The 24,814-nt window shown below is 72.6% G+C and carries 19 protein-coding genes, 1 tRNA gene and 1 pseudogene; 11 read left to right on the forward strand and 10 right to left on the reverse strand.

The window, feature by feature from the left end; all coding sequences use genetic code 11:
• Positions 1 to 267: 267 nt before the first annotated feature.
• The 5 genes from ACIQ8B_RS15280 (at position 268) to ACIQ8B_RS15300 (ending at position 7,750) form a co-directional block, all read left to right on the forward strand.
• Positions 268 to 786 (forward strand): hypothetical protein, encoded by a 519-nt coding sequence (locus tag ACIQ8B_RS15280; protein ID WP_403547172.1) that lies wholly within the window; start codon positions 268 to 270, stop codon positions 784 to 786.
• The gene (locus ACIQ8B_RS15285; protein WP_403547174.1) at positions 786 to 2,177 is read left to right on the forward strand and encodes a hypothetical protein; all 1,392 of its coding nucleotides are present in this window, start codon (positions 786 to 788) and stop codon (positions 2,175 to 2,177) included. Before ACIQ8B_RS15280 ends, ACIQ8B_RS15285 begins: the two co-directional genes overlap by 1 nt.
• Complete coding sequence (locus ACIQ8B_RS15290; protein ID WP_290011005.1) at positions 2,174 to 3,604, forward strand: VWA domain-containing protein; 1,431 nt, start codon at positions 2,174 to 2,176, stop codon at positions 3,602 to 3,604. The genes ACIQ8B_RS15285 and ACIQ8B_RS15290 overlap by 4 nt, the downstream gene beginning before the upstream one ends.
• Positions 3,605 to 3,701: 97 nt before the next feature.
• Positions 3,702 to 4,826, forward strand: a complete 1,125-nt coding sequence (locus ACIQ8B_RS15295; protein ID WP_290011006.1) for an AAA family ATPase — start codon at positions 3,702 to 3,704, stop codon at positions 4,824 to 4,826.
• Positions 4,823 to 7,750: a hypothetical protein gene (locus ACIQ8B_RS15300; protein ID WP_403547176.1), complete on the forward strand. Its 2,928-nt coding sequence runs from the start codon at positions 4,823 to 4,825 to the stop codon at positions 7,748 to 7,750. Before ACIQ8B_RS15295 ends, ACIQ8B_RS15300 begins: the two co-directional genes overlap by 4 nt.
• 34 nt (positions 7,751 to 7,784) lie before the next feature.
• Here ACIQ8B_RS15300 and ACIQ8B_RS15305 read toward each other — a convergent pair whose 3' ends face one another.
• Together ACIQ8B_RS15305 and ACIQ8B_RS15310 are read right to left on the reverse strand one after the other, a co-directional pair.
• Positions 7,785 to 8,285, reverse strand: a complete 501-nt coding sequence (locus ACIQ8B_RS15305; protein ID WP_403547178.1) for a hemerythrin domain-containing protein — start codon at positions 8,283 to 8,285, stop codon at positions 7,785 to 7,787.
• Positions 8,286 to 8,405: 120 nt separating this feature from the next.
• On the reverse strand, positions 8,406 to 9,263 hold the full coding sequence (locus ACIQ8B_RS15310; RefSeq protein ID WP_403547180.1) for a helix-turn-helix transcriptional regulator: 858 nt from the start codon (positions 9,261 to 9,263) through the stop codon (positions 8,406 to 8,408).
• A 127-nt stretch (positions 9,264 to 9,390) separates the two neighbouring features.
• Here ACIQ8B_RS15310 and ACIQ8B_RS15315 point away from each other — a divergent pair, with 127 nt between their 5' ends.
• Complete coding sequence (locus ACIQ8B_RS15315; protein WP_290011010.1) at positions 9,391 to 9,600, forward strand: 4-oxalocrotonate tautomerase family protein; 210 nt, start codon at positions 9,391 to 9,393, stop codon at positions 9,598 to 9,600.
• A 294-nt stretch (positions 9,601 to 9,894) separates the two neighbouring features.
• Here ACIQ8B_RS15315 and fusA read toward each other — a convergent pair whose 3' ends face one another.
• Positions 9,895 to 11,943 (reverse strand): elongation factor G, encoded by a 2,049-nt coding sequence (fusA, locus tag ACIQ8B_RS15320; RefSeq protein WP_403547182.1) that lies wholly within the window; start codon positions 11,941 to 11,943, stop codon positions 9,895 to 9,897.
• 435 nt (positions 11,944 to 12,378) lie between these two features.
• Between fusA and ACIQ8B_RS15325 the strand changes: the two genes are divergently transcribed.
• Positions 12,379 to 13,788, forward strand: a complete 1,410-nt coding sequence (locus tag ACIQ8B_RS15325) for an MFS transporter (RefSeq protein WP_403547183.1) — start codon at positions 12,379 to 12,381, stop codon at positions 13,786 to 13,788.
• 485 nt (positions 13,789 to 14,273) lie between these two features.
• Here the strand turns inward: ACIQ8B_RS15325 and ACIQ8B_RS15330 are convergent, their stop codons facing one another.
• Together ACIQ8B_RS15330 and ACIQ8B_RS15335 are read right to left on the reverse strand one after the other, a co-directional pair.
• A complete protein-coding gene (locus ACIQ8B_RS15330) occupies positions 14,274 to 14,378 on the reverse strand; it encodes a hypothetical protein (protein WP_403547185.1) in 105 nt (34 codons plus the stop codon).
• A 71-nt stretch (positions 14,379 to 14,449) separates the two neighbouring features.
• Positions 14,450 to 14,530: pseudogene (locus tag ACIQ8B_RS15335) on the reverse strand (hypothetical protein); the annotation flags it as partial.
• A 388-nt stretch (positions 14,531 to 14,918) separates the two neighbouring features.
• Here ACIQ8B_RS15335 and ACIQ8B_RS15340 point away from each other — a divergent pair.
• Together ACIQ8B_RS15340 and ACIQ8B_RS15345 are read left to right on the forward strand one after the other, a co-directional pair.
• Positions 14,919 to 15,386, forward strand: coding sequence for a hypothetical protein (locus tag ACIQ8B_RS15340; protein ID WP_403547187.1), 468 nt, complete (start codon positions 14,919 to 14,921; stop codon positions 15,384 to 15,386).
• A gap of 684 nt (positions 15,387 to 16,070) precedes the next feature.
• On the forward strand, positions 16,071 to 16,322 hold the full coding sequence (locus ACIQ8B_RS15345; RefSeq protein WP_403547189.1) for a hypothetical protein: 252 nt from the start codon (positions 16,071 to 16,073) through the stop codon (positions 16,320 to 16,322).
• Here ACIQ8B_RS15345 and ACIQ8B_RS15350 read toward each other — a convergent pair.
• Positions 16,301 to 16,654 carry a hypothetical protein gene (locus tag ACIQ8B_RS15350; protein WP_366252668.1) on the reverse strand — a complete coding sequence of 118 codons (354 nt, stop codon included), beginning with the start codon at positions 16,652 to 16,654 and terminating at the stop codon, positions 16,301 to 16,303. The two genes, ACIQ8B_RS15345 and ACIQ8B_RS15350, sit on opposite strands and share 22 nt — an antisense overlap.
• A gap of 1,151 nt (positions 16,655 to 17,805) precedes the next feature.
• Here ACIQ8B_RS15350 and ACIQ8B_RS15355 point away from each other — a divergent pair.
• Both ACIQ8B_RS15355 and ACIQ8B_RS15360 read left to right on the forward strand, forming a co-directional pair.
• Positions 17,806 to 18,912 carry a VWA domain-containing protein gene (locus ACIQ8B_RS15355; RefSeq protein ID WP_403547191.1) on the forward strand — a complete coding sequence of 369 codons (1,107 nt, stop codon included), beginning with the start codon at positions 17,806 to 17,808 and terminating at the stop codon, positions 18,910 to 18,912.
• Between the two features lie 37 nt (positions 18,913 to 18,949).
• Complete coding sequence (locus tag ACIQ8B_RS15360) at positions 18,950 to 20,320, forward strand: SMI1/KNR4 family protein (protein ID WP_403547193.1); 1,371 nt, start codon at positions 18,950 to 18,952, stop codon at positions 20,318 to 20,320.
• Positions 20,321 to 20,394: 74 nt separating this feature from the next.
• Here ACIQ8B_RS15360 and ACIQ8B_RS15365 read toward each other — a convergent pair.
• From ACIQ8B_RS15365 to eboE, 4 genes are all read right to left on the reverse strand, one after another.
• Positions 20,395 to 20,479: transfer RNA gene (locus ACIQ8B_RS15365), tRNA-Leu, on the reverse strand.
• A gap of 442 nt (positions 20,480 to 20,921) precedes the next feature.
• Positions 20,922 to 22,151 carry a sugar phosphate isomerase/epimerase family protein gene (locus ACIQ8B_RS15370; protein WP_403547195.1) on the reverse strand — a complete coding sequence of 410 codons (1,230 nt, stop codon included), beginning with the start codon at positions 22,149 to 22,151 and terminating at the stop codon, positions 20,922 to 20,924.
• 114 nt (positions 22,152 to 22,265) lie between these two features.
• On the reverse strand, positions 22,266 to 23,645 hold the full coding sequence (locus ACIQ8B_RS15375; RefSeq protein ID WP_403547197.1) for a nucleotide pyrophosphatase/phosphodiesterase family protein: 1,380 nt from the start codon (positions 23,643 to 23,645) through the stop codon (positions 22,266 to 22,268).
• Entirely contained in the window at positions 23,642 to 24,811 is a 1,170-nt protein-coding gene (gene eboE, locus ACIQ8B_RS15380) for a metabolite traffic protein EboE (protein ID WP_403547199.1), read from the reverse strand. Before eboE ends, ACIQ8B_RS15375 begins: the two co-directional genes overlap by 4 nt.
• Between the last annotated feature and the right edge of the window lie 3 nt (positions 24,812 to 24,814).

Here is a 24,814-nt window from a genome sequence, read left to right on the forward strand (position 1 = left end):
ACTTTCTCGCCTTGTGCTGACGTCGTCACGAACAGTCACTTAACGCACGCTGGACAAGTATCGACCTGTGGGAACGTGCGTCAAGAAGGCGTGCTGTCCTGCCAGTCGAGGGGCGCGGCCCGCCCCGGTGAGCGCGCCGGCCACACCATCGGGTGACGGTGACGTCCACAGCTCCGCACTTGTCCACAGCCCGGAGTCGTTGTCAGTGGCCGTCGATAGATTTCCCCGTGTTCCGCCGGTCTGGCGAGGACATCCCCTTTCGCATGCATGGGAGATGGTGCGTTGTCACTCTGGGAGAGGTCGAGCACGGTGCGGGTGGTGCCGTCCGCGCGGCCGCGGAAGCTCGCCAAGGTGCCGTTCGTCGAGCTGGCGGACGGGCGGTTGCAGGGTGTGGTGTCCAGCGGCTCCGACATCGGGCGGGTGTACGTGTCGTCGGTGGAGGCGGGGACGTACGCGTTCTCGTGCAGCACGAACAACAACCGGCCCTGCGGCGGGGCGCGCGGCGCCTTCTGCAACCACATACGGGCGCTGATCGGGGAGGCCGTGCTGCAGTACGGCGCGGACCGCGTGGCCCGGTACCTGAAGGTGGACGTCGCCGGTGAGCAGGCGGACACCCACGGTCTGACCACGGCCATGACGGCGACGCGTCCCGCTCAGGGGGACAGGTCGGCGGCGGCCCAGGTGTTCAGCCGGTTCCTGCGCCATCTGGCCTACCTGGAGTTCGCGCCGACGACTGCTCCCCTGCCGGAGATGCACTGGTTCCCGGCGACCGGGGCGGTGGCGTGATGCGGGCGGATCTGCTGACCGACGCCGTCGACGGGCTGGACGAGGCTCTGGCCGTCGTGGACGGGTTCGACCAGGTGCTCGTCGGCGGACTGCTGCGCCCGCAGCCGGCGCAGGCGGGCGGACTGGCCGGGCTGGCCGACGCCGTCGCCGGGTCGCCGCTGGCCGGGCGGGTCGCCGAGGCGGCGGAGAAGACCGCGGCGGGGGCCGCGGACGAGGACCACTTCACGGCGCTGGCCGCCGCGCGCACCGCGCTGCTGGGTTCCGTGCACGACGCGCTCGTCGCGCGGGTCGAGGAGGCGGTCGGGCGGCCGCGCGGCGAGGAGTCCGCCGCTCCGGCCGCGGGCGCCGAGCATCCGGTGAACCTGCTGGTGGCGGCGCGCGGCTGGCTGTGCGATCTGGCGCGGGCCGGCTGGCAGGGCATCGACCACGAACTGGTCGGCGGCGCCGCTCCCGTGGTGTCCGCGATGCTGCCCGAGCCGGCGCTGCGGCGGCTCACCGCGCTGCTCGACGGGTTCGCCGCGGAGCTCGCCGCGTCCTGCCCCGGCGCCACGCTGGAGCGGATCCCGGTGCGCCGGTGGGCCGACCTGTGGTCGCGGGCGATGCTGCTGACGCTGCCCGGCGCGGACCGGGCGACCGCCGTCACGGAGGCCACCGGCCGTCTGCTGCCGCTCGGTGTCGATCTGCACGAGCACGCCACCGCGGTGCAGGCGCAGGTGCACGCGGTGTTCGAGCCGTCGGAGGGAGGGACGCCCCGCCTGGTGCGGGCCAGTGTGTTCGCGCCCAAGCCGGACACCGTCGTCGGCGCGGGGCTGTGGCAGCTGCTGCGGCCGCACATGTCGCTGCTGGCCGCCGTGAGCGAGGGCCGCGCCATGGAGCTCGACTCCATGCCGGTCACCGCCGAGGGCGATCTGATCTGGGACGATGCCCGCGCCACGCCGGGTGAGCCCGCGGAGGTCTTCACCACCGCGCGGGTGGCGCTGCCCACGGCGGTCTCCGCCCCTGTGGCGCCGGTGGACCGGCATCCGGCGCGGATCGCCGTGCCCGTGCTGCTCGAGGGGTACGCCGTCGAGGAGGAGGAGGACGGGATCGCCTTCCGGGTCGCCGGGGAGCGGCTCGCCGTCGACGCCGGCCGGGTGCCTGCCGCCGGTCCGCTGACCGCCGAGGCCGTGGCCTCGTCCGCCGCGTGTCTCGGTCTGCTGCGCTGGGACGCCGGGGCGTTCCTGCTCCAGCCGCTGGCCATCGAGCGGACGGTACGGAAGAAGCCCGTCGCCGTGCACGCGGGCGCCTGGGCCGGCGGCACGGCCGACAAGGCGGGCGTACGGGCCGAGAAGGCGGCCACCGACGCCGTCACCGTGCTGCGCGAGCGCGCGGGAAGGCTGCTGCGGAAATGAGCGAGGAGAACACCGGCGCACTGGGGGACGTCCCGGCCCCCGACTCCGACGAGAACCGCCGGCAGGTCCTGTACTGGCGGCTGCTGGCCCGCCTCTTCGACCCGGAGGAGCAGGCGTCGCTGGAGTCGGCGAGTGTCGCCGTGGTCGAGGACATCGGTCTGCCGGTGGCGCTGCTCGATCCGGCCGCGTCGGTCGACTCGGTGGTGCAGCGGCACCCCGAGCTGGCCGCCGAGTTCGACGGGCTGATGACGCCGGAGCCGGACGCGGACGGTGCGCGGGACCGGGCCGCCGAGGTGCGGCGGGCGGCGCTCGCGTCGAAGGTGCTGCTCAACGTCTTCTCGACCGGCAGCGGTACGGTCACCGCCGAGCAGTTGGCCCGCTGGCAGTCGGACGCCGGATGGCTGGAGCGGGCGCTGGGCTGCCGGCCCGGTGACCTGCGCGGCGGCCGCGGTGGCAGTCGGGCGGGCGCCGGCGGAGGCGTCAGCCCGACCGGCACCGGTGTCGGCTCGCCCGCGCCCGACCTGAGCAGGCTGATCCCCGAGATCGGTCCGGAGCTGGGCTCCATCGAGGCCGGTCTCGTGCAGCGGATGCATCTGCGGGAGGTGCTGGCCGACCCGGCGCTCGCCTCGCGCCTGACGCCGAGCATGTCGCTGATCGAGCAGTTGCTGCGGGACAAGAACAACCTCTCCGGGGTCGCCCTCGCCAACGCCAAGGCGCTGATCCGGCGCTATGTCGACGAGGTCACCGAGGTGCTGCGCACGCAGGTGGAGAAGGCCACGGTCGGTGAGCTGGACCGGTCCGTCCCGCCCAAGCGGGTGTTCCGCAACCTCGACCTGGACCGCACCATCTGGAAGAACCTCACCAACTGGGACCCTGAGCAGGAGCGGCTCTACGTCGACCGGCTCTACTACCGGCACACCAGCCGCAAGACGACCCCGCAGCGGCTGATCGTCGTGGTGGACCAGTCGGGGTCCATGGTCGACTCGATGGTCAACTGCACCATCCTGGCGTCGATCTTCGCCGGCCTGCCGAAGGTGGACGTGCACCTGATCGCGTACGACACGCAGGCTCTGGACCTGACGCCCTGGGCGCACGACCCGTTCGAGACGCTGCTGCGCACCCAGCTGGGCGGCGGCACGGACGGCACGGTCGCCATGGCGCTCGCCCAGCCCAAGATCGCCGAGCCACGCAACACCGTCGTGGTGTGGATCTCCGACTTCTACGAATGGCGCACGGAGGAGCTGTTCGAGAGCATGGCCGCCATCCACCGCTCCGGGGCGAAGTTCATCCCGGTGGGATCGGTGACCAGCTCCGGCCGCGGCAGCGTCAACCCCTGGTTCCGGGAGAAGTTCAAGGACCTGGGCACGCCGGTGATATCGGGCCACATCAAGAAGCTCGTGCACGAGCTGAAGACGTTCCTGACGTGACCGTCGCCTTCCCGGCATCTCGCTCTCTCGGCTTCTCCCCCTCTTGACTTCTCACCCTCTCGACTTCTCGTTCTTCACTGCGAAAGGCTCATCCCTCATGTCCGAACTGCTGCGCGCCCCCGCCGAGATCAAGTACGCCGAGGAGCTCGACTGGCTGGAGTCGATCGACGACAACCCCAAGCCGTTCTCGTGGCGCCTCTCGCCGAAGATGGTGCGGTTGTTCATCCTCGGCTCCGAGCGGGCCGACGGGCTGGACCGTGAGATCTCGCAGAAGTGGTTCGGCGACCGCAGCTTCGTGGAGCGGTCGATCGTCACCCTCGCCTCCGACCGTGGTCTGCTGCTCATCGGTGATCCCGGCACGGGCAAGAGCTGGCTGGCCGAGCTGCTGTCCGCGGCGATCTGCCGCAACTCCACGCTGGTGGTCCAGGGCACGGCCGGCACCACCGAGGACCACATCAAGTACTCGTGGAACGTGTCGATGGTGATCGCCAAGGGGCAGTCGCGGGAGTCGATGATCCCCTCTCCGATCATGACCGCGATGGAGGCCGGCGCCATCGGCCGCTTCGAGGAGCTGACCCGGTCCACCAGTGACGTGCAGGACGCGCTCATCTCGATCCTGTCCGAGAAGTACATCTCCGTTCCCGAGCTGGAGAGCGGGGGCGGTGACGACAACATCGTGTTCGCCAAGCCCGGCTTCTCGATCATCGCCACCGCCAACAGCCGTGACCGGGGCGTCAACGACCTGTCGTCCGCGCTGAAGCGCCGCTTCAACTTCGTCCGCATCCCGGTGGTGACAAACAAGAAGAGCGAGGCGGAGATCGTCCGCTTCCGCACCGAGGAGCTGCTGCGCCGGCACGCGATCGACCTGGACGTGCCGCCGACGCTGCTCGACGTGCTGCTGCAGAGCTTCGCCGACCTGCGGGCCTCCGCCGCGGCGGCCGGCAGCGACGACGAGAAGCTGGAGTCCGCGCTGTCGACGGCCGAGCAGATCGGGGTCCTGGAGGACGCGGTGCTGCACAGCAACTTCTTCGGCGAGCGCGCCCTGACCGCCCGTACCCTGGCGTCGTCGCTGGTGGGCTCGCTGACCCGGCGCGAGCCGGAGGACCTGGCCATCCTCAACAAGTATCTGCACGGGGTCGTCGAGCCGCGCAGCAAGGAAGAGGGCGGGGTCTGGCCCGAGTTCCTCGAGGGCGGCCGCGACGCGATCGCCACCCTGTCGTGAGCGGGCACCAGGAGAGCGGTGTGTTCACCGCACTGCGTACGCAGTTGCAGGAGGCGGCGACCGAGTTCGCGGGCGGACCGGACGCGCTGGAGGGCATCCTTCTCGGCATGGTCGACGACGTCGACCGGGCGGTGCGGGAGCCGCTGGAGATCTTCCCGGTCTGCCACCACTCCCCCGCCTCCGCCCTGGCCATGGCCCGCCGTCTGCGGGAGAAGCAGCCCAAGGTGGTGTACCTGGAGCTGTGCGAGGACATGGCGCCGCTGCTGACCGAGCTGCGCAACTGCCGGCTCCCCGTGGCCGTGCAGGCGTTCGCCGGCGAGATCGACGGCTTCCCCCAGGAGTGGGCCCCGCTGTCGGTGGTCGCGCCGATCACGGAAGCGTCCGCCGAGTACCAGGCCATCGCCTACGCCCTGGACACCCCGGGCGTCGAACTGGTCCTGGTGGACCGCTCCTCCGACCACGTGTTCCAGTGGGACCGCGCCGGCACCACGGACGGCGAGGGGACTTCGGCCGACGCGGAGGATGCGCCGAAGTCCGAGGAGGCCGCGCTGCACGGCGAGGCGGTCGGCGTCGAGATCGGCGACCTGCGCCCCCGCTTCGCCGAGCTGGAGAAGCATCTGCTGCGCCACGGGAGGGTGCGGCACTGGTCGGAGTGGTGGCACCAGTACGTCGAGGTGCCGCTCGGGGACAGCGACCACGACACCTACCGCCAGGTCATGTTCCTCATCGGCAGCCTGTTCCGGCGGCTGGCGCCGGGCGACGGCGACCGGGTCCGGGTGGACGAGGACCGCGAGCGCTACATGTGGACGCGGATGCGCGAGCACATGGCGGCGACGGGCACGGACCCGGAGGACTGCCTGTACGTGTGCGGGGCGTTCCACGCGGCGAGCCGGGTGGAGGAGTTCGGCGTGCGCGGACGCTCGGACGGGTTCACCATCTCCCCGCGCACGGCGACCACCTGGCAGTACGGGCTGATCCCGTCGAGTCACGCGGCGATCGAGGCGCAGTTCGGCCTGGCGCCCGGCTCGGTGTCGATCGCGGCGACGCAGTGGCAGAAGAGCCTGCAGCGGACGCGGATACAGCCGTACCGGCTGGAGGGTCAGGCGGGGGCACGGAAGTCCCGCGCGAAGAAGGCGGCGGCCGGCGCCGCACCGGCCGCCCCGGCGCCGGCCACGGACCGGCTGTCCGGGTTCCTGCGCCGGCCTCCCGTGCTGGACGGCCTGGACGAGGCGGAACTGCTCGGCTGGTCCGTGGACATCGTGCGGGCGGCCCGCCGCAACGGCTACCTCGCCTCCACCGCGGACGCCATCGCGGTCTTCGAGACGTCGATCCTGCTCGCGGGGATGCGGGACCGGGCCAAGCCGACGCCGTACGACTTCCAGGACGCGGCGGTCACCTGCATCGAGAAGGACAGCGTGCCCGGGCGGCGGGACGTGCGGCGGCTCGTCGACATCATGATGGGCGGCGACCGGGTCGGGCAGGTGGGTTACGAGGCGCTGCCGCCGCTCGCCCGTGACGTGTACGACCGGCTGGAACCGCTGGAGCTCAAGCTGCAGCAGCGCGGTGTGCAGCGGGCGTTGCTGGACATGGCCGGCCGGCCGGAGCTGGAGGCGTGCTCGGACGTGCTGTGGATGCTGCGGCGGCTGATGCCGGCGGCCGCGGCCCGGCCGATCATGGGTGAGCGGCGGCTCGGTGAGCGGTCGATCCAGGAGTCCTGGGACCTGGCCCTCGGCACCCATCAGCGTGCGCTCATCGAGCTCGGCTACGAGGGCGTCAGCGTCGAGCAGGTGCTGGAGCAGCGGCTGCGGCGCGAGGCGTACGGGCCGCGGGCGACCACGGCAGGCGTGCTGGCGGCCGTCGAGGACACCCTGCTGTACCTGCGCAGCGGGCGTCTGGCGGAGGAGCTGGGCACCCACGCGCTGAAGGTGCTGTCCGCGGAACGCACGGTCGACGGGGCGCCGGAGGTGCTGCGCCGGGCGCGGACGCTGCTGGCGTACTACCGCACGAGCCAACCGGAACTGCCGTCGTGGATCGAGTCGTTCGTCAGGACGGGGTACGCCCACTACTGCACGCTGTTGCCGACGGCGTTCCGGGACGAGGACGCGACGGTGGGGCAGGTCGCGGCGATGCTGGGCTTCCTGTTCAGCATGGAGAGCCTGGCCCTGTCGCTGGGCTGCGACCGTACACAGCTGGAGCTGGCGGTCGCCCAGTCGCACCCGGAGGACCCGTCGAAGACGGCCCTGCTGTGGGCGGCACAGGTGCAGCTCGGCACCCTGTCACGCGCCGAACTGCGCTCCAAGTGCGACGCGTTGCTGGACAACCCGCTGGTGGTGCCCTCCTACCCGCGCTACCTCAACGGCTTCGTGCACGCGCTGGAGCCGGTGCCGGGGCTGGCGGACGTGGTGGTGGAGGCGGTGTCGAACGCGTTCGGCCGCCTGCCGGACACGGTGCTGCTCCCGTGGCTGCCGCTGCTGATCACCACCCTGCGCAAGGGCGCCGCGGACCTGGCCCCGCTGCTGATCCGCGAAGCGGGCCGCGTCTTCCCGGGCCGGCTGCCTGCACTGGACGCGTGGGTGCCGCCGTGGCGGCAGCCGCAGGAGGACCCCTTCAGTGCCCGCGCCCGGCGCGCGGCCGCCGCCCCGGCGCCCCTGGGCGCCTCACTGCTGGCCGCCCACCCGGCGGCGTGCGACGCGGTGGCGGGGCTGCTGGGGTGCGAGGACGGCTGGCAGCGGCACGGCACGCCCGCCTCACCGGGCGCGGCACTGCTGGCCGCGTACCCGGCGGCGTGCGACGCGGTGAGTGAGTTGCTGGGCTGTGACGCCGGCTGGGCGTCGGCCGGCGATTCCGGTTCGCCGGCCGGCGCCCTGACGGTCACCCACCCCGCCGCGGCTGAAGCACTGGAGGCTCTGCTCGCCGGTGCGTGACGGTGAGGTGAGGCGGAGGTGAGGCCGGTTGCTCTCAGGGAGCCGGCCTCACCTGTCCCTCGAACCGGAAGACCGTGTCGGCCCAGTCGGTGTCGTCGACTCCGTCGTCCAGCGCCGCGCCGATCACCCGTTCCTCGTAGCTGAAGTGGCTTTCCATGATCGCCGCCAGTCCGTCGAGCTCACGGCCGATCGCCTCCAGGTCCGGACCGGACGCTTCGACGGCCCTGGCGGCGAGTTCACGCACCTGGGACAGGATCGAAGCGATCATTCCGTGATCCTGGACGAGGTTCGCGACGGTCGCCTCGAGATCCGGGCGCTCGCGCAGCAACCGGGAGAACATCCCGTCGTCCTCGCCCTGATGGTGCGACGTCAACGCGTCGCAAAAGGCCAGGCAGTGGGTGACAAGTGTGTCGTCGCTCAACTGCCGGCGTCCGAGATCCGCCTTGATGTCGTTCAGCCGGCGGCGCAGTTCCTGATGTGCTTGTGACAGTTGCAGGCTCAAAGCGACCGCACGGTCGCTGTGGTGGGAGGCCACGTAGGGCAGTCCCTTCGGTTCCGCACCTCCATGCCTGACGCAGACCGCCACCGGCACGCGATGCTGCTCCGATCCGATCACGCATCGCGAGGCCGCGGCAAGGGACATATGCGACGCGCCTCAGGAGACCTCCTGCGTGCCCACCACCGCCAGCAGGTCGAGCAGGCCGGCGCTGTCCGTGCCCACGGCTGGGGTGAACCACAGCAGGCGCTGCCGGCCGTCCTCGCTGAACAGGTTGAGACAGTCGACCTCGACGACGCCGAGTGCGGGGTGCCGGATCCGTTTGCGGTCGTCGCGACGGAACGCCACCTCGTGGGCGGCCCACAGCGCGGCGAACTCCGGCGAGGCCCGCTGCAACGTGTGGACCAGCGACGTGACCTCGGTGTCCTTGGCGTCCCGGCGGGCGGCGGCCGCGCGGAGGTCGGCGACGAAGGCGCGGGACTGGCCCGCGTGGTCGGCCTCGGGGTAGAGCAGTCTCGACTCGGGCTCGGTGAACCACCGGTGGACGAAGCTGGCGCGGGGGCCGCGGAGGCCGGAGTGGTCGCCGAGCAGGGCCACCGCGAGCGGGTTCTGCACCAGCGTGACGTGTAGATCGGTGATGACCTGGGCGGGCGTCGACGGCATCCGCTGGAGCAGGTCGAGCATGCCGGGGTGGACGTGTGCGGCGGGGCCGGCCGGGGCGGGCACGGGCCGGTCCGCCAGGCGGTACAGGTAGTCGCGTTCGTCGGCGGTCAGCCGCAGCGCCCGGGCCAGAGCGGCCAGCATCTGCTCCGACGGCTGCGAACCGGCTCCGCGTTCCAGCTCGTTGTAGTAGTCGACCGACGCCCCGGCGAGCTGGGCGACCTCCTCCCGGCGCAGTCCCGGCACCCGTCGCCGGGGTCCTGCGGGCAGGCCCACGTCGGACGGGCGGATGCGGTCCCGCCGTGACCGCAGGAACGCCCCGAGCTCGATGTACTTCGCCGCACCCATGCGTCCCATTCTCGGGCCGCGCGCCTCGCCGACCCAGGGGACGGCATCCCCTGGCTGGGCGGGCCGGCACCCCGCACTGTGGAGGCACACCGGCCCGCGCACCGCCGCGGGCCCCGAGCGTCAGGAGTGACCCGTCATGCCGTTCGCCCACTTCAAGGTCCCCGCCGGCACCCTCACCGCGGAGGACAAGCGGACGATCGTCGAGCGCACCACGGAGCTGTACGCCGAGATCTACGGTGAACGCGCCCGCGCCACCACCGTCGTGCTGGTCGACGAGGTCGCCGACGGCGGCTGGGGCGTGGGCGGTCACGTCCTCACCGCCGCCCTGCTCAACGGCGGCACCTGAACCGGTGCCCCGCGTACAGATGTGCGCCGCCGTCCGCGCCCGCTCCGCATGCCCGCGGATCATGTCCGCGCACCGGCGTCCCGAGCCCTCGGTCGTGCGGGCCGGGGTGGCGTGGTCGACGTGGGCCGGCGCGGCCACCGCCTGCGGGACGCAGGAGTCGAGGCCGAGCCGGCCGAGCGGGGCCGCGACGGCCTCGAGGTCGCCGGGCCGCCCAGGCCCTGCTGGGGTGCGGCGTCACGGGGCTGGACAACGGGCGGCCTCCCCCGGCCGGGAGAGGCCGCCGAGTCGTGCCGCCTACCGCGCGGTCACCCCGGCAGGTGCCGGGGCGTAGCCGGTGGGCCGGCTGGTGAAGGTGCCGCGGCCCTGGGTGCGGCTGCGCAGCCGGGTCGCGTAGCCGAAGAGTTCGGCCAGCGGCACGGTCGCCGTGACGACCGCCGCGCCCGCCCGGGTGGCCGAACCGGTCACCCGGCCGCGCCGCGCGGCCAGGTCACCGAGCACGGAACCCACCGCGTCCTGCGGCACGGTGACCGTGACCTCGGCGACCGGTTCCAGCAGCACCATCGCGCACGCCCGCAGTGCGTCCCGCAGTCCGAGCCGGCCCGCGGTGCGGAAGGCGGTGTCGGAGGAGTCCTTGACGTGCGTCGAGCCGTCGGTGAGCGTCACCCGAAGACCCGTCACCGGGTGTCCGCCGAGCGGTCCCCCGGCGAGCGCGTCCCGGCAGCCGGCCTCGACGGCACGGACGTACTCCTGCGGTACCCGGCCGCCGACGACCGTCGACCGGAACGCGAAGCCGCTCCCGGTGCCGTCGAGCGGCTCGACGTCGAGCACCACGTGCGCGAACTGTCCGGCCCCGCCGTCCTGTTTGACGTGCCGGTACACGAACCCGGACACGCCGCGGCCCACGGTCTCCCGGTGGCTGACGCGGGGCCGGCCGACGGCGACGCCCAGCCCGTGGTCACGCCGGATCCGTTCCACCGCGACCTCCAGGTGCAGTTCGCCCATGCCGGACAGCACCGTCTGGCCCGTCTCCGCGTCGGTGCGCACGACCAGCGAGGGGTCCTCCTCGGCGAGCCGGGCCAGCCCCGACGCCAGACGCCCGGTGTCCGTGCTCCGCAGCGCCTCGACGGCGACCGAGACGACGGGTTCGGCGGTGCCGGGCGGCTCCAGCACCAGCGGGGCGTCCGGTGCGCACAGCGTGGCGCCGGCGCGGGCGGCCTTCAGCCCGGCCACGGCCACGATGTCGCCGGCGACCGCACGGTCCAGGCGCGCGTGCCGGTCGGCGCGGACGCGCAGGATGCGGCCGACGCGCTCGGCGCGGCCGGCGGTGGCGTCCCACACGGTGTCCCCCTGTTCGATCGTTCCGGAATAGACGCGCAGGTAGGTGAGGCGTCCGGTGGCGGTGGCGTTCACCTTGAACGCGAGCGCCGCGAGCGGTGCCGCCGGGTCGGCGGGCCGTTCCTGCTCGGCGCCGTCGTGCGTGCCGCGCACCGGTGGCACGTCCAGCGGTGAGGGCAGGTAGGCGAGGACGGCGTCCAGCAGCGGTTCGATCCCGCGGTTGCGGTAGGCGGAGCCGCACAGCACGACCACGGCCTCACCGCGTGCGGTCAGGTCCCGCAGGGCCGCCGTGAGCGTCCCGGTGCGGAGCGCGCCCGTGTCGCAGAACTCCTCCAGCGCGGCCGGGTGCAGTTCCGCGACGGCCTCCTCCAGCAGCCGGCGCCGTCGCAGCGCCTCCTCGCGCAGGACGTCCGGCACGGGTGCCGGATCGCGGGCCTCGCCCTCGTCGTCCCAGGTCAGGGCACGCATGCCGAGCAGGTCGACGACCCCGGCGAAGGCGTCCTCGGCCCCGATCGGCAGGTGCACGGCGAGCGGGACCGGGTGCAGCCGCCGCCGGATGGAGGCGACGGCTGCGTCGAGGTCGGCCCCGGCGCGGTCCATCTTGTTGACGAACGCGATGCGCGGGACGCCGTGCCGGTCCGCCTGCCGCCACACCGACTCGCTCTGCGGTTCCACCCCGGCGACCGCGTCGAACACGGCGACCGCGCCGTCGAGGACGCGCAGGGAGCGCTCGACCTCGTCGGCGAAGTCGATGTGGCCCGGGGTGTCGATGAGGTTGATCCGGTGACCGTTCCAGGAGCAGGTCACGGCGGCGGAGAAGATGGTGATGCCCCGGTCGCGCTCCTGCGGGTCGAAGTCGGTGACGGTGGTGCCGTCGTGCACCTCGCCACGCTTGTGGGTGGTGCCGGTGGCGTACAGGATCCGCTCGGTGACGGTGGTCTTGCCGGCGTCGACATGGGCGAGGATGCCGAGGTTGCGGACGACGGCGAGTGGGTCGGTGGTGCGCATGGCCCGTGGCCTTTCGGATGGAACCGGAAAAGGGCAGCGCGATTCCCCCCGGCGCACGGCGCCGAGCACCCCTCGTGGACGGGTTCGGTCCGACGTGCGTCAGGGCATCCGGTGCCGGCCGCGCAGCGGGCACCGGGCGGCCGGAGACACGAGGATCACCACGGACCGGCGGGACCGGGAGCGGGGAACGACGGCGACAGCGGTGTGGTCACGCACGGCCGGGCTCCCTTCCCTGGTCGGATCTCCACGCGCGCGGGCCGCCGACCGGGGACGGCGCGCGCCTGCCCGCCGAGTGTAGGAAGGCCGACGGTCGCCGGGCCATGCATTTTCGGCAGCAGGTCACAGCGAATTCGTCTCACATGATGGAACATCATTCCTGAGCCGTGAGACCTTCTGAGAATGTGGAGCGATCGTTCCCCGTGGAAAGACCGTGAAATGCCCGCATCAACCACCAGTCCGGCCCCGACTCCCGTCAACTCGCGGTCGCGCGTACTCGTCGCCAGCCTCGTCGGCACGACGATCGAGTTCTACGACTTCTACATCTACGCGACCGCCGCCGTACTGGTCTTCCCCACACTCTTCTTCCCGAGCAGCGACCCCACCACGGCGCTGCTGTCGTCCTTCGCGGTGTTCGGCGCCGCGATGGTCGCCCGGCCGATCGGCGCGGTGGTCTTCGGCCACCTCGGCGACCGCCTCGGCCGCAAGGGAACGCTCGTGGCCTCCCTGCTCACCATGGGCATCGCCACGTTCCTCATCGGTGTCCTGCCCACCTACGCGCAGGCCGGCTGGGTGGCCACCGCGCTGCTGGTGCTGATGCGGCTGGCACAGGGCTTCGCGCTCGGCGGCGAGTGGAGCGGCGCGGCCCTGATCGCCACCGAGAACGCCCCGAAGGGCAAACGCGCCCTGTACGGCACCTTCCCGCAGCTGGGCGCCCCACTGGGCTTCATCATCGGCAACGGCCTGTTCCTGATCATCGGCGTACTGCTGCCGTCCTCGGCCGGCGCCGACCCGTCCCAGCCGTCGGAGGCCTTCCTGAGCTGGGGCTGGCGCCTTCCGTTCCTGTTCTCCGCGGTGATGGTCGCGATCGGCCTGTGGGTGCGGATGCGCCTGGTCGAGGCGCCGGTGTTCGCCAAGACGCGTGAGGCCGGCCTGGTGCGGAAGCTGCCGCTGGCCACGGTCTTCCGGAACCACTGGAAGCAGCTCGTCCTCGGCACGTTCTTCATGCTGGCGACGTACGTCCTCTTCTACCTGATGACGACGTTCTCGCTGAGCTACGGACGGGCGGCCAAGGACGCGGACGTGCCGGGCCTGGGCTACGGCTATTCGACGTTCGTGCTGATGATGATCTTCGGGGTGCTGTTCTTCGCGGCGTTCACGCTGATCTCCGGCCCGCTCGCGGACCGCTACGGCCGACGCGCCACGCTGATCGCGGTCACGGCCGGGATCCTGGTCTTCGGCCTGGTCTGGGTGCCGCTGATCGGCCTGGGCACGGTCGGCGTGGTGCTGTGGCTGGTGTTCGGCTTCACGCTGATGGGCATGACGTTCGGCCCGATGGGCGCGCTGCTGCCGGAGCTGTTCCCGACGAGCGTGCGCTACACGGGCTCCGGCATCTCCTACAACGTCAGCTCGATCCTCGGCGCGGCGGTCGCCCCGTTCATCGCGGTGGCCCTGTGGGAGGCCGGCGACGGCTCCCCGTGGCTGGTCGGCGTCTACCTCTCGGCGATGGCCCTGCTGACGCTGGTGGCGCTGGTGATCGGGCGGGAGACGAAGGACGTGGGGCTGGAGGAGGGCGAGGCTCCCGAGACTCCGGCCCGCGAGGAGGCGGCTGTCACTGCGGCCCCCTGAGCGCCCTGGATCGGTGAGGCCCTCCGCGTCCGTCGCTCGGACGCGGAGGGCCTTCCGCGTGCGGTCCGCCCCGTGCGCGTCAGCATCCGGGGAGGGCGACTGCTGTGACCGGATCAGAGACCCCTGGTCACGACTCCCTGCGGCTCGCCGTTGACCGTCACCGCGGGGTCGGCCTCCACCACGCGCACGGACATGTCGATCGGTGCGGGGCGGGCGTCGGCCGTCTCGGCCGCCGAGAGGTGCCGGACGGGGGAGGATCCGTCGGCGAACGGGCGGACGGTGCGGGCCAGAAGGCGGGTCAGCTCGTCGTCGAGGCCGTGCTGCAGGGGGGGTGCCGTCGGGGCCGAAGGAGTCTATCTCACGCTCGGCGAGCACCACGCCGGTCCCCACGTGGGTGGCGGTGAAGCGCAGGATGCCGCTCTCGTTGCAGCGGAACTTGATCTCGATCCTGTTCCGGCGGGTGTCCTGCCCGCGGGTCGGGGGCCTCACCTCGACATCGGCCGCCGCAGCACCGACTCCCCGCTCACGAAGCTGCTCGTCGGCAGGGGCTTCCGAGCGAAGATCTCCTGCCGTGCGAGGCGAGCCGCCACCCGCCCGGAAGCCCGCCGGCCTCCAGGACCGCGTCCGCCCGCTCGATGAACTCCGGCTTCGGAACGCGCCGCCCCAGCTCCACCGAGGCGACCATGTCCTCGCCGTAACTGAGCTTCACACCCGACTCCGTCCGCGTCAGCCCCCTGCTCATCCGCAGCACCCGCAACTGCTGCCCGGAACACCGCAGGATGCCCGTCTCACCCTCACTGCCCTGAGCCGTCACCGGTGACCTCACCTCACCCACCCGCACAGCGGCACCCCCCGTACCGCGTACGACGCCCCGCCCTCCCCCCGCACAGCCCCCGCCTGTACACGCACCCGCGCCAGGGAGCAGCCACAACCGGCGGGGCGGCGTGCGCTCGGACGCGACCGCGCCCTCGGTACAGGACCCGGGCGGGACAGCCGAGCGCTCCTGATGCCCAGCCAACTCGACGCGTTCCCCGACGACTTGCCCGGTGACGCAAGTGGTTCACTTGCTGTCGGTCCCCGTGCCGGGATCGCCTCTCCGTGTACCCCGTAGACCGAAGGAAGCCGCTTCGATGACCGCGCCCACTCCCCCGCCGCCTCCTCCCTCCACCCCGCCGGCTCCCCCCGCCGCTCATCGCCCTCCCTCCCGGTGGGTCGCGCCGGTGGTGGCCGCCGTCGTCGCCGCCGGTGCGGGCCTGGGCGTCGGCTGGCTCCTGTGGTCCGGGCCGGACAGCGCGGCCTCCGGGACCGGCGTCGACGACGCGGCGGCCGACGCGGCGGGCGCCTGCCAGGCGTGGCAGCGGGTTCCGGCGTTCAGCACGCTGGCCAGCGGCGACAAGGACGCCGCGCACCACTTCAACCGCGCCATCAGCGCCGCCTATCTGGCCCAGACGGCCGCCGAACTGGACGACCGCTACAAGGCTCTGAACGAGGCCTTCCAAGACGTCCACGGCCACCTGCGGACCTTCAAGGTGGAGGGCGCCGAAGCGGAGACGGCCCACGAGAAGGTGACCACCCTCTGCGCCGATCTGGACGGCTGAAGGACGAACGCCGCACCCCGCCCCGCGTCCCGCCGCGGGCATCCGGCCGTCGTCCCCGCTCAGTCCGGGGACACGCACCTGGCCCTCCCGCGCCCCCGCCGCAACGCCGTACGTACGAGCCGGGGGGCGGGCCCGCCACGGCGCCCGCGTGTGCGTGTTCGCGCAGCGGGGCCAGGGCCTGTGAGGCCCGTGCCAGTTCCGCCGGAGCCCCTCGGCGAGGCCGATCGCGCACACGTCCGCCCACGCGCGTATAGCCCTTGCCTGTACACCCGGAGCGCGTGGCCACCGTGGACGGTGACGTCACCTCCCGTGAGAAGGCGGTCCTCGCGGAGCTTCGGGAACGGTGCCGCCGGGGGTGATCCCGCCGTGCGGCAGCGCTTTCGCGCCACTCCCCCCTCCTCCCCCGCCCCGATCCGGCGGCCGTGCACAGCGCGCGGCCGTACAGGCGTCGCTCCTGATGACACGCCCGGCCCGGCCGCCACGCCGGCCGCATGCACACACCGCTTTCCCCTCCGCCGGCCCCACGGGGGCCAGTGAGTTCGCGATGTCGTTCGCCTCGACCCCACGGGGCGGCCGGCTGGCGCGGCTGTTCGTCGCGCACTGCCTGAGCGCCTGGGGCCACCCCTACGACAGCGAGGTCAACGAGACGCTGACGCTGATCACCGCCGAGCCAGCGCGAACGCCGTGCGGCACGGACGTGTCCCCGGCCGGGACCTCCACGTCCGGCCGACCACCGAGGCGGACGGCGAACGGCTGCGCGTGGAGGTCTCGGGCACCCGCGCCGAACGCCGGCCCGCCGTCACCGCGCCCCCGGACCCCGACGCCGAGTCCGGCCGCGGCCTCCTCCTCGCCGCCGCACGTCGCGGCCGACCGGACCGGCCCGGACGGACCGGCCGGTCGGCCGCCGTCAGCGGTTACCTGACGTGGAAACCGTAGACGTGGTAGGTGTCGGCACCGGTGAAGGGGGCCGGCGTGTGGGGCGGGAGCACCGCGACGTCCCACCCGTAGTCCGTCCTCCAGAAGACGACCACCTCGTGGGCGCCCGAGGAGAAGGACGTGACACCGCCCTGTCCGAGCGGGACGTCACCGGGGCCGGTCCAGCACCGGCTGTGCTCCGTGCCGTTCTCCAGGTACGTCACCCGCACGGCGTCCGTGCCGGCGGCGCAGTCGATCTCCTCGGTGGCTGAAGCGGGGGTCGCCGGGAGCGCGAGACTCACCGCGACGGCCGCCACGGCGCCCAGCGCCAGTCTCTTGGATCGGCTCTTCATGGTCGTGGTTCCTTCCGGTCAGTGCTCTGTCGGAATGGAGTTTCAGGTGAACCATCAACCATCAACCGGCTTTATTTCAACGGTGCAGTGGGACGTCCTCGCGAGTTGTCCGGATGCGGTGTCCGCGGACGCCCCTTCCCCGAGCACCGTGGCGAACCCGGGGGTGGCCGCCCGGGCGCGCCAGGGATGTCTCCATGTCGCTGCCCCCTCTGGTGCTCACGGACTCACGCGGAACGGCAGCACGAAGTCACCCGTACTGGTCCCCACCCACGGTCCCGGCGAGGACACGATCACTGACGCCCGCGCACGGACCTCGGGCTCACCGCCTCCATGGTGAGGGGCCCATGGCGGGTCGTCAGCGGTCCGGGATTTCTACCGGCGGCGCATGTGATCGGCAAGGGGAGCGCCCTCGCGGCGACGCGTCCCCGCGCGCACCACAGCTCGCGTCCAGCGGGTGGAACCGGATCATCCGCCGTCAGGGACGCGCCGGAGGAGTTCGGCGAACTGCACGCCCGGTCCCGGACGGCCTGGCCGTACGCGGCGCTTCCCGCGGCGGATCGTGGAGGCGGGGCCGTCCGTGAGGGCCGTACGTCACATCAGGCTGCCACCGGGTGCCCGGGACCGGGAGAGACGGCCGGCCACTTCCGACACCGCGGGACGACGACAGGCGGCTCACGCCGGAGCGGCTCCCGGTTCGACACCACTTCCTCCTCCCCTCCGCCCCGGCGCCGGGCAGAGCTGTGCGCCAACGCCGTGCGGCACGGACGCGTCCCCGGCCGGGACCTCCACGCCCGGTCGGCCGCCGAGGCGGACGGCGGGCGGGGGCGCGGTGAGGCGCCGGGTCACCGTCTCGGCGGGCCCCCTGCCGCGGAAGGGAGGGTGGCCGGTGAGCATGTGGTGCGGCAGGCGGCCCACCGCGTACAGGTCGCTGCGACCGTCCAGCGGTTCCTCCCAGGCGAGGAGTTCGGGCGAGGCGATAGCTGCCCCGCACGCGAAACCGCAGCTCAGCACGTTTTGTCAGTGCCGCTCCCTAAGGTGAAGCCATCATCTGGACGGACCAGCATCCATCCCGGCGTTCGCGCCTCGGGTGGACACGTCTGCCTGCGGAGAAGGACGTCGGGGAGCTTCCCCGACGGCTGAGGGGGAAGGGGATGGACGCGATGAGCGCCACGGTGAGGGACCGGCTCAAGAAGCACTTCGTGAACCACGTCGCTCTCGTCATCGACAAGTCCGGCTCGATGCGAGGCCACTCGGAGCAACTCGTGCGCGTGGTCGACGAGTTCGTGAAAGGACTGGCGGAGGAGTCCGACCGGCTCGGGCACGAGACCCGGATCAGCCTCTACGCCTTCGACCACCTCGTCGAGAACCTGGTGTGGGACATGGACGTCAAGCACCTGCCGTCCATGCGGGGGCTGTACACCGTCGAGAACGGCGCGACGGCGCTGATCCAGGCCTCGGTGAAGGCGCTCGACGACCTCGGTCACATATGGGAGGAGTACGGCGAGCACAGCTTCCTCCAGGTCGTCGTCACCGACGGCGAGGAGAACGCCTCCGGCGCCGACACGACCGGCTCGCGACACGACCTCATGCCCGACGGCCGCGCCGTCCTGGACGAGTGGCGCGGCAGGATCGCCGGCAAGCTGAGCAGCCTGCCGGACCACTGGACCTCGGCCATCATGGTGCCGAACTCCCTGGCCAAGCGCACCGCCCAGCAGTACGGCTTCCCGACGGGCAACATCTCGATCTGGGACGCCGACTCGGACCAGGGCGTCGAGGAGGCGATCGGTGCCGTCAAGACGGCCGCCACGAAGTTCCTGCGCGACCGCGAGCAGGGCGTACGCGGCACCAGGAACCTCTTCGCGATGGGCCAGGACCTGAGCGCGGCGGACGTGAAGTCGAACCTCCGGGCCCTGGACGCCGGCAAGTACGTGCTGATCCCGGTGGACCAGCGGACGTCGATCCGCGACTTCGTCACCAGCGCCGGGCATCCGTACAGGACGGGCTGCGCCTTCTACGAACTGTCCAAGCGCGAGAAGATCCAGGCCGGCAAGCAGATCGCCGTGGCGGAGAAGGACCCGGCCACCGGCCGGACGACCGGGAAGGTGTTCACCGGTCCCGCCGCCCGTCAGCTCCTGGGCCTGCCGGCGACGGAGGTCACGGTGACGCCGGGGAGCAACGAGGCCTACACCGTGTTCGTCCAGTCGACCTCCGTCAACAGGAAGCTGGTCCCCGGGACCAAGCTGCTCGTCCTGCTCTGACCGTGACCGTCGATCACACCTTCGGAGAGATCTTCCCTTGTCCTCGCTCCATGACTTCGCCACCTGGCGGCCCCTGCTGCGCCTCGTCCACGCCGAGCACGCGGACACACTCGCCGCGCCCGGCGGGCACGTGGCCGGGCGGATCAGTCCCGGCGGCTGGAGTGTTCCGCTGTCGCGCCGGCCTCGGCAGCGGGGGCGTGCCTCACTCGTCTCCGACAACCAGGAGCAGTACGACGCCGTGGGCCTGATCGTCGAAGCGCTCCGGGAGGAAGGGGGCAGCGGCGTCTCCTTCGTCGTCGAGGCGTCCTCCGCCGCCGGTGGTGTGCGGCTGCACCTCATCGGAACGGGCTCCTCGACGGAGCCGGGTATCGCCACTGCGCATCCGGGGACGCTCCTCCTCGCGGACGGAGCCCTGCCCGAGCCGGTACGCCGCCTGCCCGATCCCGTGCCGGACGCGGCGCCGGCCCCGTCCGCGGACGTGACACTGCTGCGCCGCACCCTCCGCGAACGGCTCCCGGACGCGGTGGGCGCCTCGGAGGAGGAGATCGCGGCGGCCGAGGCGCGTCTGGGCCTGCCGCTGCCGCCCGAGCTGAGGGCCTTGTACCAGGTCGTGCGGGGACGGTACGAGGACTGGGCCGACCACCAGGAGCCGTACGACGCCATCGGCTGCGAGCTGCTTCCCCTCGGCGAGGTGTACGTCGCCGACGCGGCGTCCCGGCAGGTGCCGTGGCGGTACGCCGCCACGAAGGCCGTCGGGACGTGGCCGGAGGACGCCGTGCAGGGGCTGGTCGGCTCGCCGGGCTGGATCGTCTTCGGCGACAACGGCGGCGGGGACCGCATCGCCGTCGACCTCACCCCGGGCCCGGACGGGCACCTCGGGCAGGTGATCATCATCAGCCACGAGGAGACCGTCGGCGCCGAGCTGGTCGCCGACTCCCTCACCGACATGGTCGTCCACCGTCACCTCGACGGCCGGCCGGTCCGAAGGACCGAACGGCCACCCCTCGTCGCCCACGTCAACCGCTCCTCCCTCCCCGGCATCGAGGCCGCCGCCCATCCCGGCCTGGAGGTGCTCAACCTCGGGGTGTGGGAGAAGGAGCCCCTCGGTCTCGCCCCTGTCTTCGGTCTGCCGCGCCTGAGGAGCCTCACCGCCTGTCCCGGCACTCTCGCCGACCCCCGTGAGATCGCCCGGCTCACCCACCTCGAGTACCTGGAGCTCCCGCCCGCGGAGTGGCGGGCACTCCTCGATGCCGGGGCCGTGCCCGCCGGGCTCCTCGCCGCGGACATCGCGTCCCACCGGCAGCGGGACAACCCGTTGCGGACCGTCGCCCTCGCCAACGAGATCCTCGCCCGGTACGGCCGGCCGCGGATCACCGACATCACGGTGCTGGAGGGCACGGCCTCGTGAGCCGCCTCGCCGGCCGGGGCCCGGGACGTCACGAGGGCCCCGACCGTGTGGTCGAGGCCCTCGATGGAACGAAGTGTCCGAGGGGGGACTTGAACCCCCACGCCCGATAAAGGGCACTAGCACCTCAAGCTAGCGCGTCTGCCATTCCGCCACCCGGACAAGGTGTCTGTCGCGTGCGGGGGTGTTCCCCCGCGGCGACATGGACAACCATACCAAGGTTTCGGAGCGCCTTTCACCTGCGTTTCCGTCGTCCCGGAGCGGTCGGGGGCACGTCCCGCGCGACGGGGCCGCGACCGGCTGGGGGGCGTCGGCCGGTCGTCCGGGAACCCTCCCGGCGGCCGCTCAGCCGCCGGGTCCCGGGCACCGCGCGGACCAGGAGCCCGCCCGCCGACGACGACGGGTTCCGCGTCAGGGCGCGCCGAAGCCCCCGGGCAGTTCCTCCCGGTCGCCGCGCGCGTGCGGCGACCGGGACGATCGCGCCGGCCGGGCCGGACGGCTCCGCGCGGTGCGGCGGTGACGAGCGGGGCGGGGCGCGGCGGCCTCCTCGCGGCGGTGCAAGGGGACACGCCCGGCCGCGACCGCCCCGTCCGTCGTCACGCGGTCAGCGGCGGCGCCTGCGCAGGGCCGCCATGTTGTCGTAGCTGATCTTGGCCTCGCGCAGTGACTGCGCGGGGTCGGTCCCGCTCGGGGCGTTGTCGTCCTCCACCATCGGGTTGCGGTAGTCGCTCAGCCCGACGCGGGAGAAGAACGTCGTGTAGTCGATGTCGCCGGTGCCGAACGGCACCATGTCCCAGCCCATGCCGTTGCCGGTGTCGACGACGCCGTCCTTGGCGTGGAACAGCGGGTAGCGCTTGTTGTACCGGACGACCAGGCCCGCCGGGTCGAAGACGCTCCTGCGGGTGGAGCCGTCGGGGGCGGTGTAGGTGTGGAACTTGTACTGGGCGACGTGCGCCCAGAAGATGTCCATCTCCAGCCAGACCAGCTTCGGGTCGGTGACCTTCAGGAAGTACTCCAGCTTCCGGACGCCCGAGCTGCGGGTCGGCCGGCCCTGGTCGTCCAGCGGGCCCCGGTCGAGCAGGAAGCCGTACGCGCTGTCGTGGTTGTGGGTGTAGAGCTTGATGCCCTCGCGGCGGGCGATCTCGCCGAGCGCGTTCCACTTGTCGGCGGCCACGTCCCAGTCGGCGCGGTAGGAGCTGCCGGTGGGGTCGCCGCCGGTGCCCATGTGGTCCATGCCGAGGATGTTGGCGATCTCCAGGTGCTTCTTGAAGGTGTCCTTGTCGGCGGCGGTCAGCGGCCAGGACGACGGTATGAAGCCGTGGTTGCCCTGGGCGCGCAGTCCGTAGTCGTCGAGCCAGCGGCGCAGGAGCTTCGCGCCCTGCACCGTTTCGAGGTTGTCGCCGCCGGGCGCGTTCGGGTGCTGGCGGTAGCCGGCGAACTCGACCTGGCGGTAGCCGTGCCGGGCGAGCTGCTTGAACACCTCGCGGAAGCCCGAGGGCAGGTCACTGGCGAGCGGGTCGCGGGCGGTCGCGTCACGGACGGTGTAGAGGATGATGCCGCGCTTGTGCGGCGGGACGAGCACCCGGCCACGGCCGTGGTCGTGGTCGTGCCCATGACCGTGGCCGTGGCCGTGGCCGTGGTCTCCGCCGTGGGCCAGGGCCGGGGCGGCGCCGAGGACGGGGGCGGCGACGGCGCCGGCCGCCACGGCGGTGCAGGTGCTCAGGAAGCGGCGCCGGGCCACGCCGAGGCTGCGGCGCAGCGCCTCGTCCGGGGTGTCGGTGAGCGGGGCGGCGTCGGTGCCGGAGGGGCGGGAGGGGTCGGAGTACGAGGTCACGGGTGCCTGCCTTCTCGGTCGTGGCCGGTCCCGGCGGCTGCGGGACCGGCCGTTGTCAGTGCCGTGTGTTTCACTCTCGGTAGTCGGAAGTCGGCGGCCGTGCGTGGTGCGGTGTCAGCCGAGTCCGGCGAGCCGGAGCAGGAGGTGCTTGACGTCGGTGGCCGCCACGCGGTCGCCGACAGCGCGGGGGGTGGAGCAGATGAGGAGCGGACCGTCGTCGTCGCTCGCGGGGAGGCGGCCGTGGCTGCCGCGAACAGGTGAGCCGTCGAGGGGCACGACCGCCATGCGGTAGCGCATGCCGAGTTTCTTGCGGGCCAGCGCGGCGGCCGCCTTGACCTTGACGTAGGGGTCGTGGGGGTCCATGAACAGCTCGACGGGGTCGTAGCCGGGTTTGCGGTGGATCTCGACGAGCTGCGCGAAGTCGGGCGCGCGGTCGTCGTCGAGCCAGTAGTAGTACGTGAACCAGGCGTCGGGTTCGGCGACGGCGACGAGTTCGCCGGCCCGCGGGTGGTCGAGGTGGTGGGCCTTCTTGCCCTCGTCGTCGAGGAGCTGCTCGATGCCGGGCAGGCCGTCGAGGGCCTCCCGGGCGGCGTCGAGGTCCTCGGGGCGGCGCACGTAGACATGGGCGATCTGGTGGTCGGCGACCGCGAAGGCGCGGGAGGCCATCGGGTCGAGGTACTCCATGCCGTCCTGGGTGTGGACCTCGAGCAGGCCCGCGCGGCGCAGGGCGCGGTTGACGTCCACCGGCCGGTTCACGCGGGTGATGCCGTACTCGGACAGGGCGACGACGGTGCGTCCCTCGGCGCGGGCGTCGTCCAGCAGCGGGGCGAGGGCCGCGTCGAGGTCGGCGGCGGCCTTCAGGGAGCGCGGGTCGTCGGGGCCGAAGCGCTGCAGGTCGTAGTCGAGGTGAGGGAGGTAGCAGAGGGTCAGGTCGGGGCGCCGGGTGCGCAGGACGTGGCGGGTGGCGTCGATGATCCACTGGCTGGAGACCAGGTCGGCGCCGGGTCCCCAGAAGTGGAAGAGGGGGAAGGTGCCGAACTTCTCGGTGAGTTCGTCGTGCAGCGCGGGCGGCCGGGTGTAGCAGTCGGGTTCCTTGCGGCCGTCGGCGTAGTAGACGGGGCGGGGGGTGACGGTGATGTCGGTGTCCGCGCCCATGGCGTACCACCAGCAGATGTTGGCGACGGTGTAGCCGGGATGGACGCGTCGGGCGGCGTCCCAGAGCTTGTCGCCGGAGACGAGGCCGTTGTGCTGCCGCCACAGCAGGACGTCGCCGAGTTCCCGGAAGTACCAGCCGTTGCCGACGATGCCGTGTTCGGAGGGCATGACGCCGGTGAGGAAGGTGGACTGGGCGGCGCAGGTGACGGCGGGCAGCACGGTGCCGAGCGGGGCGCGGGACCCGGTCTGTCCGAGGGTCTTGAGGTGGGGCATGTGGTCGAGCAGACGGGGGGTGAGGCCCACGACGTCGAGGACGAGCAGGGGGGTGGGGCCGGTCATGGGAGTTCCTTCAGGCCGAGGTCCGTCAGCAGGTCGCGGGCCAGGGTGAGTTCGGCGGCGATGCCGTCGGCGAGCTGGGCGCGGCCGCGGGGGCGCAGCTCGGGCGGGAGCGCCTGCCAGGTGTAGGTCTCCACCTCGAGGTGGCGGGTGAGCGGGTGCGGGCCGCCGACGAGCCGGGTCAGCACGGAGGTGAGGACGGGGAGCGTGGAGGTGAGGGGCGCGGCGGGGGCCGCGTGCAGCGGGACGTGGAAGTGGGAGCGCCAGGGGCCGGTGTCGGGCAGGGCGTCGCCGGTCAGGGCCTCGTCGAGGTCGTCGGCGCCGCGCAGTCCCGCGCTCGTGGGGGTGCGGGTCTGGTGCAGGAAGCGGGGTTCGGCGAAGGCGGACAGGGCCTCGCGGACCTCGGGGAGGTGCGGCTGTTCGGCGTGCAGGGCGGCGGACAGCTGGGCCTTGACGACGGGGACGCCGGCCCCGGCGAGGTCGTCCAGGGCGGTGTCGGGATCCTCGAAGGAGGTGGCGAGGTGGCAGGTGTCGACGCAGATGCCGACGCGGTCGTGGCCGACGGCGGTGAGGGGCGCGATGGCGTCGCGGGTGGTCTCGACGACGCAGCCCGGTTCGGGTTCGAGGGCGACGCGGACGGAGCGTCCGGTGAGGTCCTCCAGCGCGTCGAGGCGTTCGGCGAGGGTGCGCAGGGCGGTGCGGGCGGTGGCCGCGCGTTCGTCGTCGTAGGCGGTGCGCCAGGCGAGCGGGAGGGTGGAGATGCTGCCCTCGGTGACGTCGTCGGGGAGCAGTGCGGCCAGCACGCGGGCGAGGGCGGCGGTGTGCTCCAGGCGTTCGGGGTCGGCCCAGTCCGGCTTGTAGACGCGGTACTTGACCTCCTCGGCGCCGAAGCCCTCGTAGGGGAAGCCGTTGAGGGTGACGACCTCCAGGCCGCGCCGTTCGAGTGCGCAGCGCAGGCCGCGCAGGGCGGCGGGGTCGGTCACCAGGGCGCGGGCGGCGTCCTTGGCCAGCCACAGGCCGATGCCGAGCCGGTCCCGGCCGAGGCGCCGGCGGACGGGTTCGCAGTGGTCGCGGAGCTGGGCGAGGACGCCGTCGAGGGTCTCGGCGGGGTGGACGTTGGTGCAGTAGGCGAGGTGGACGGTGGAGCCGTCGGGGTGGCGGAAGCGCATGGC

The organism is Streptomyces sp. NPDC096105 (genome assembly GCF_044763335.1).
Lineage (GTDB): Bacteria > Actinomycetota > Actinomycetes > Streptomycetales > Streptomycetaceae > Streptomyces.

What these genes read in the sequence shown, in the direction of transcription:
- ACIQ8B_RS15280 (WP_403547172.1), top strand. Translation starts at nt 268, where the DNA reads ATGGGAGATGGTGCGTTGTCACTCTGGGAGAGGTCGAGCACGGTGCGG.
- ACIQ8B_RS15285 (WP_403547174.1), top strand. Translation starts at nt 786, where the DNA reads ATGCGGGCGGATCTGCTGACCGACGCCGTCGACGGGCTGGACGAGGCT.
- ACIQ8B_RS15290 (WP_290011005.1), top strand. Translation starts at nt 2,174, where the DNA reads ATGAGCGAGGAGAACACCGGCGCACTGGGGGACGTCCCGGCCCCCGAC.
- ACIQ8B_RS15295 (WP_290011006.1), top strand. Translation starts at nt 3,702, where the DNA reads ATGTCCGAACTGCTGCGCGCCCCCGCCGAGATCAAGTACGCCGAGGAG.
- ACIQ8B_RS15310 (WP_403547180.1), bottom strand. Translation starts at nt 9,263, where the DNA reads ATGGGACGCATGGGTGCGGCGAAGTACATCGAGCTCGGGGCGTTCCTG.
- ACIQ8B_RS15315 (WP_290011010.1), top strand. Translation starts at nt 9,391, where the DNA reads ATGCCGTTCGCCCACTTCAAGGTCCCCGCCGGCACCCTCACCGCGGAG.
- fusA (WP_403547182.1), bottom strand. Translation starts at nt 11,943, where the DNA reads ATGCGCACCACCGACCCACTCGCCGTCGTCCGCAACCTCGGCATCCTC.
- ACIQ8B_RS15325 (WP_403547183.1), top strand. Translation starts at nt 12,379, where the DNA reads ATGCCCGCATCAACCACCAGTCCGGCCCCGACTCCCGTCAACTCGCGG.
- ACIQ8B_RS15340 (WP_403547187.1), top strand. Translation starts at nt 14,919, where the DNA reads ATGACCGCGCCCACTCCCCCGCCGCCTCCTCCCTCCACCCCGCCGGCT.
- ACIQ8B_RS15350 (WP_366252668.1), bottom strand. Translation starts at nt 16,654, where the DNA reads ATGAAGAGCCGATCCAAGAGACTGGCGCTGGGCGCCGTGGCGGCCGTC.
- ACIQ8B_RS15355 (WP_403547191.1), top strand. Translation starts at nt 17,806, where the DNA reads ATGGACGCGATGAGCGCCACGGTGAGGGACCGGCTCAAGAAGCACTTC.
- ACIQ8B_RS15375 (WP_403547197.1), bottom strand. Translation starts at nt 23,645, where the DNA reads ATGACCGGCCCCACCCCCCTGCTCGTCCTCGACGTCGTGGGCCTCACC.
- eboE (WP_403547199.1), bottom strand. Translation starts at nt 24,811, where the DNA reads ATGCGCTTCCGCCACCCCGACGGCTCCACCGTCCACCTCGCCTACTGC.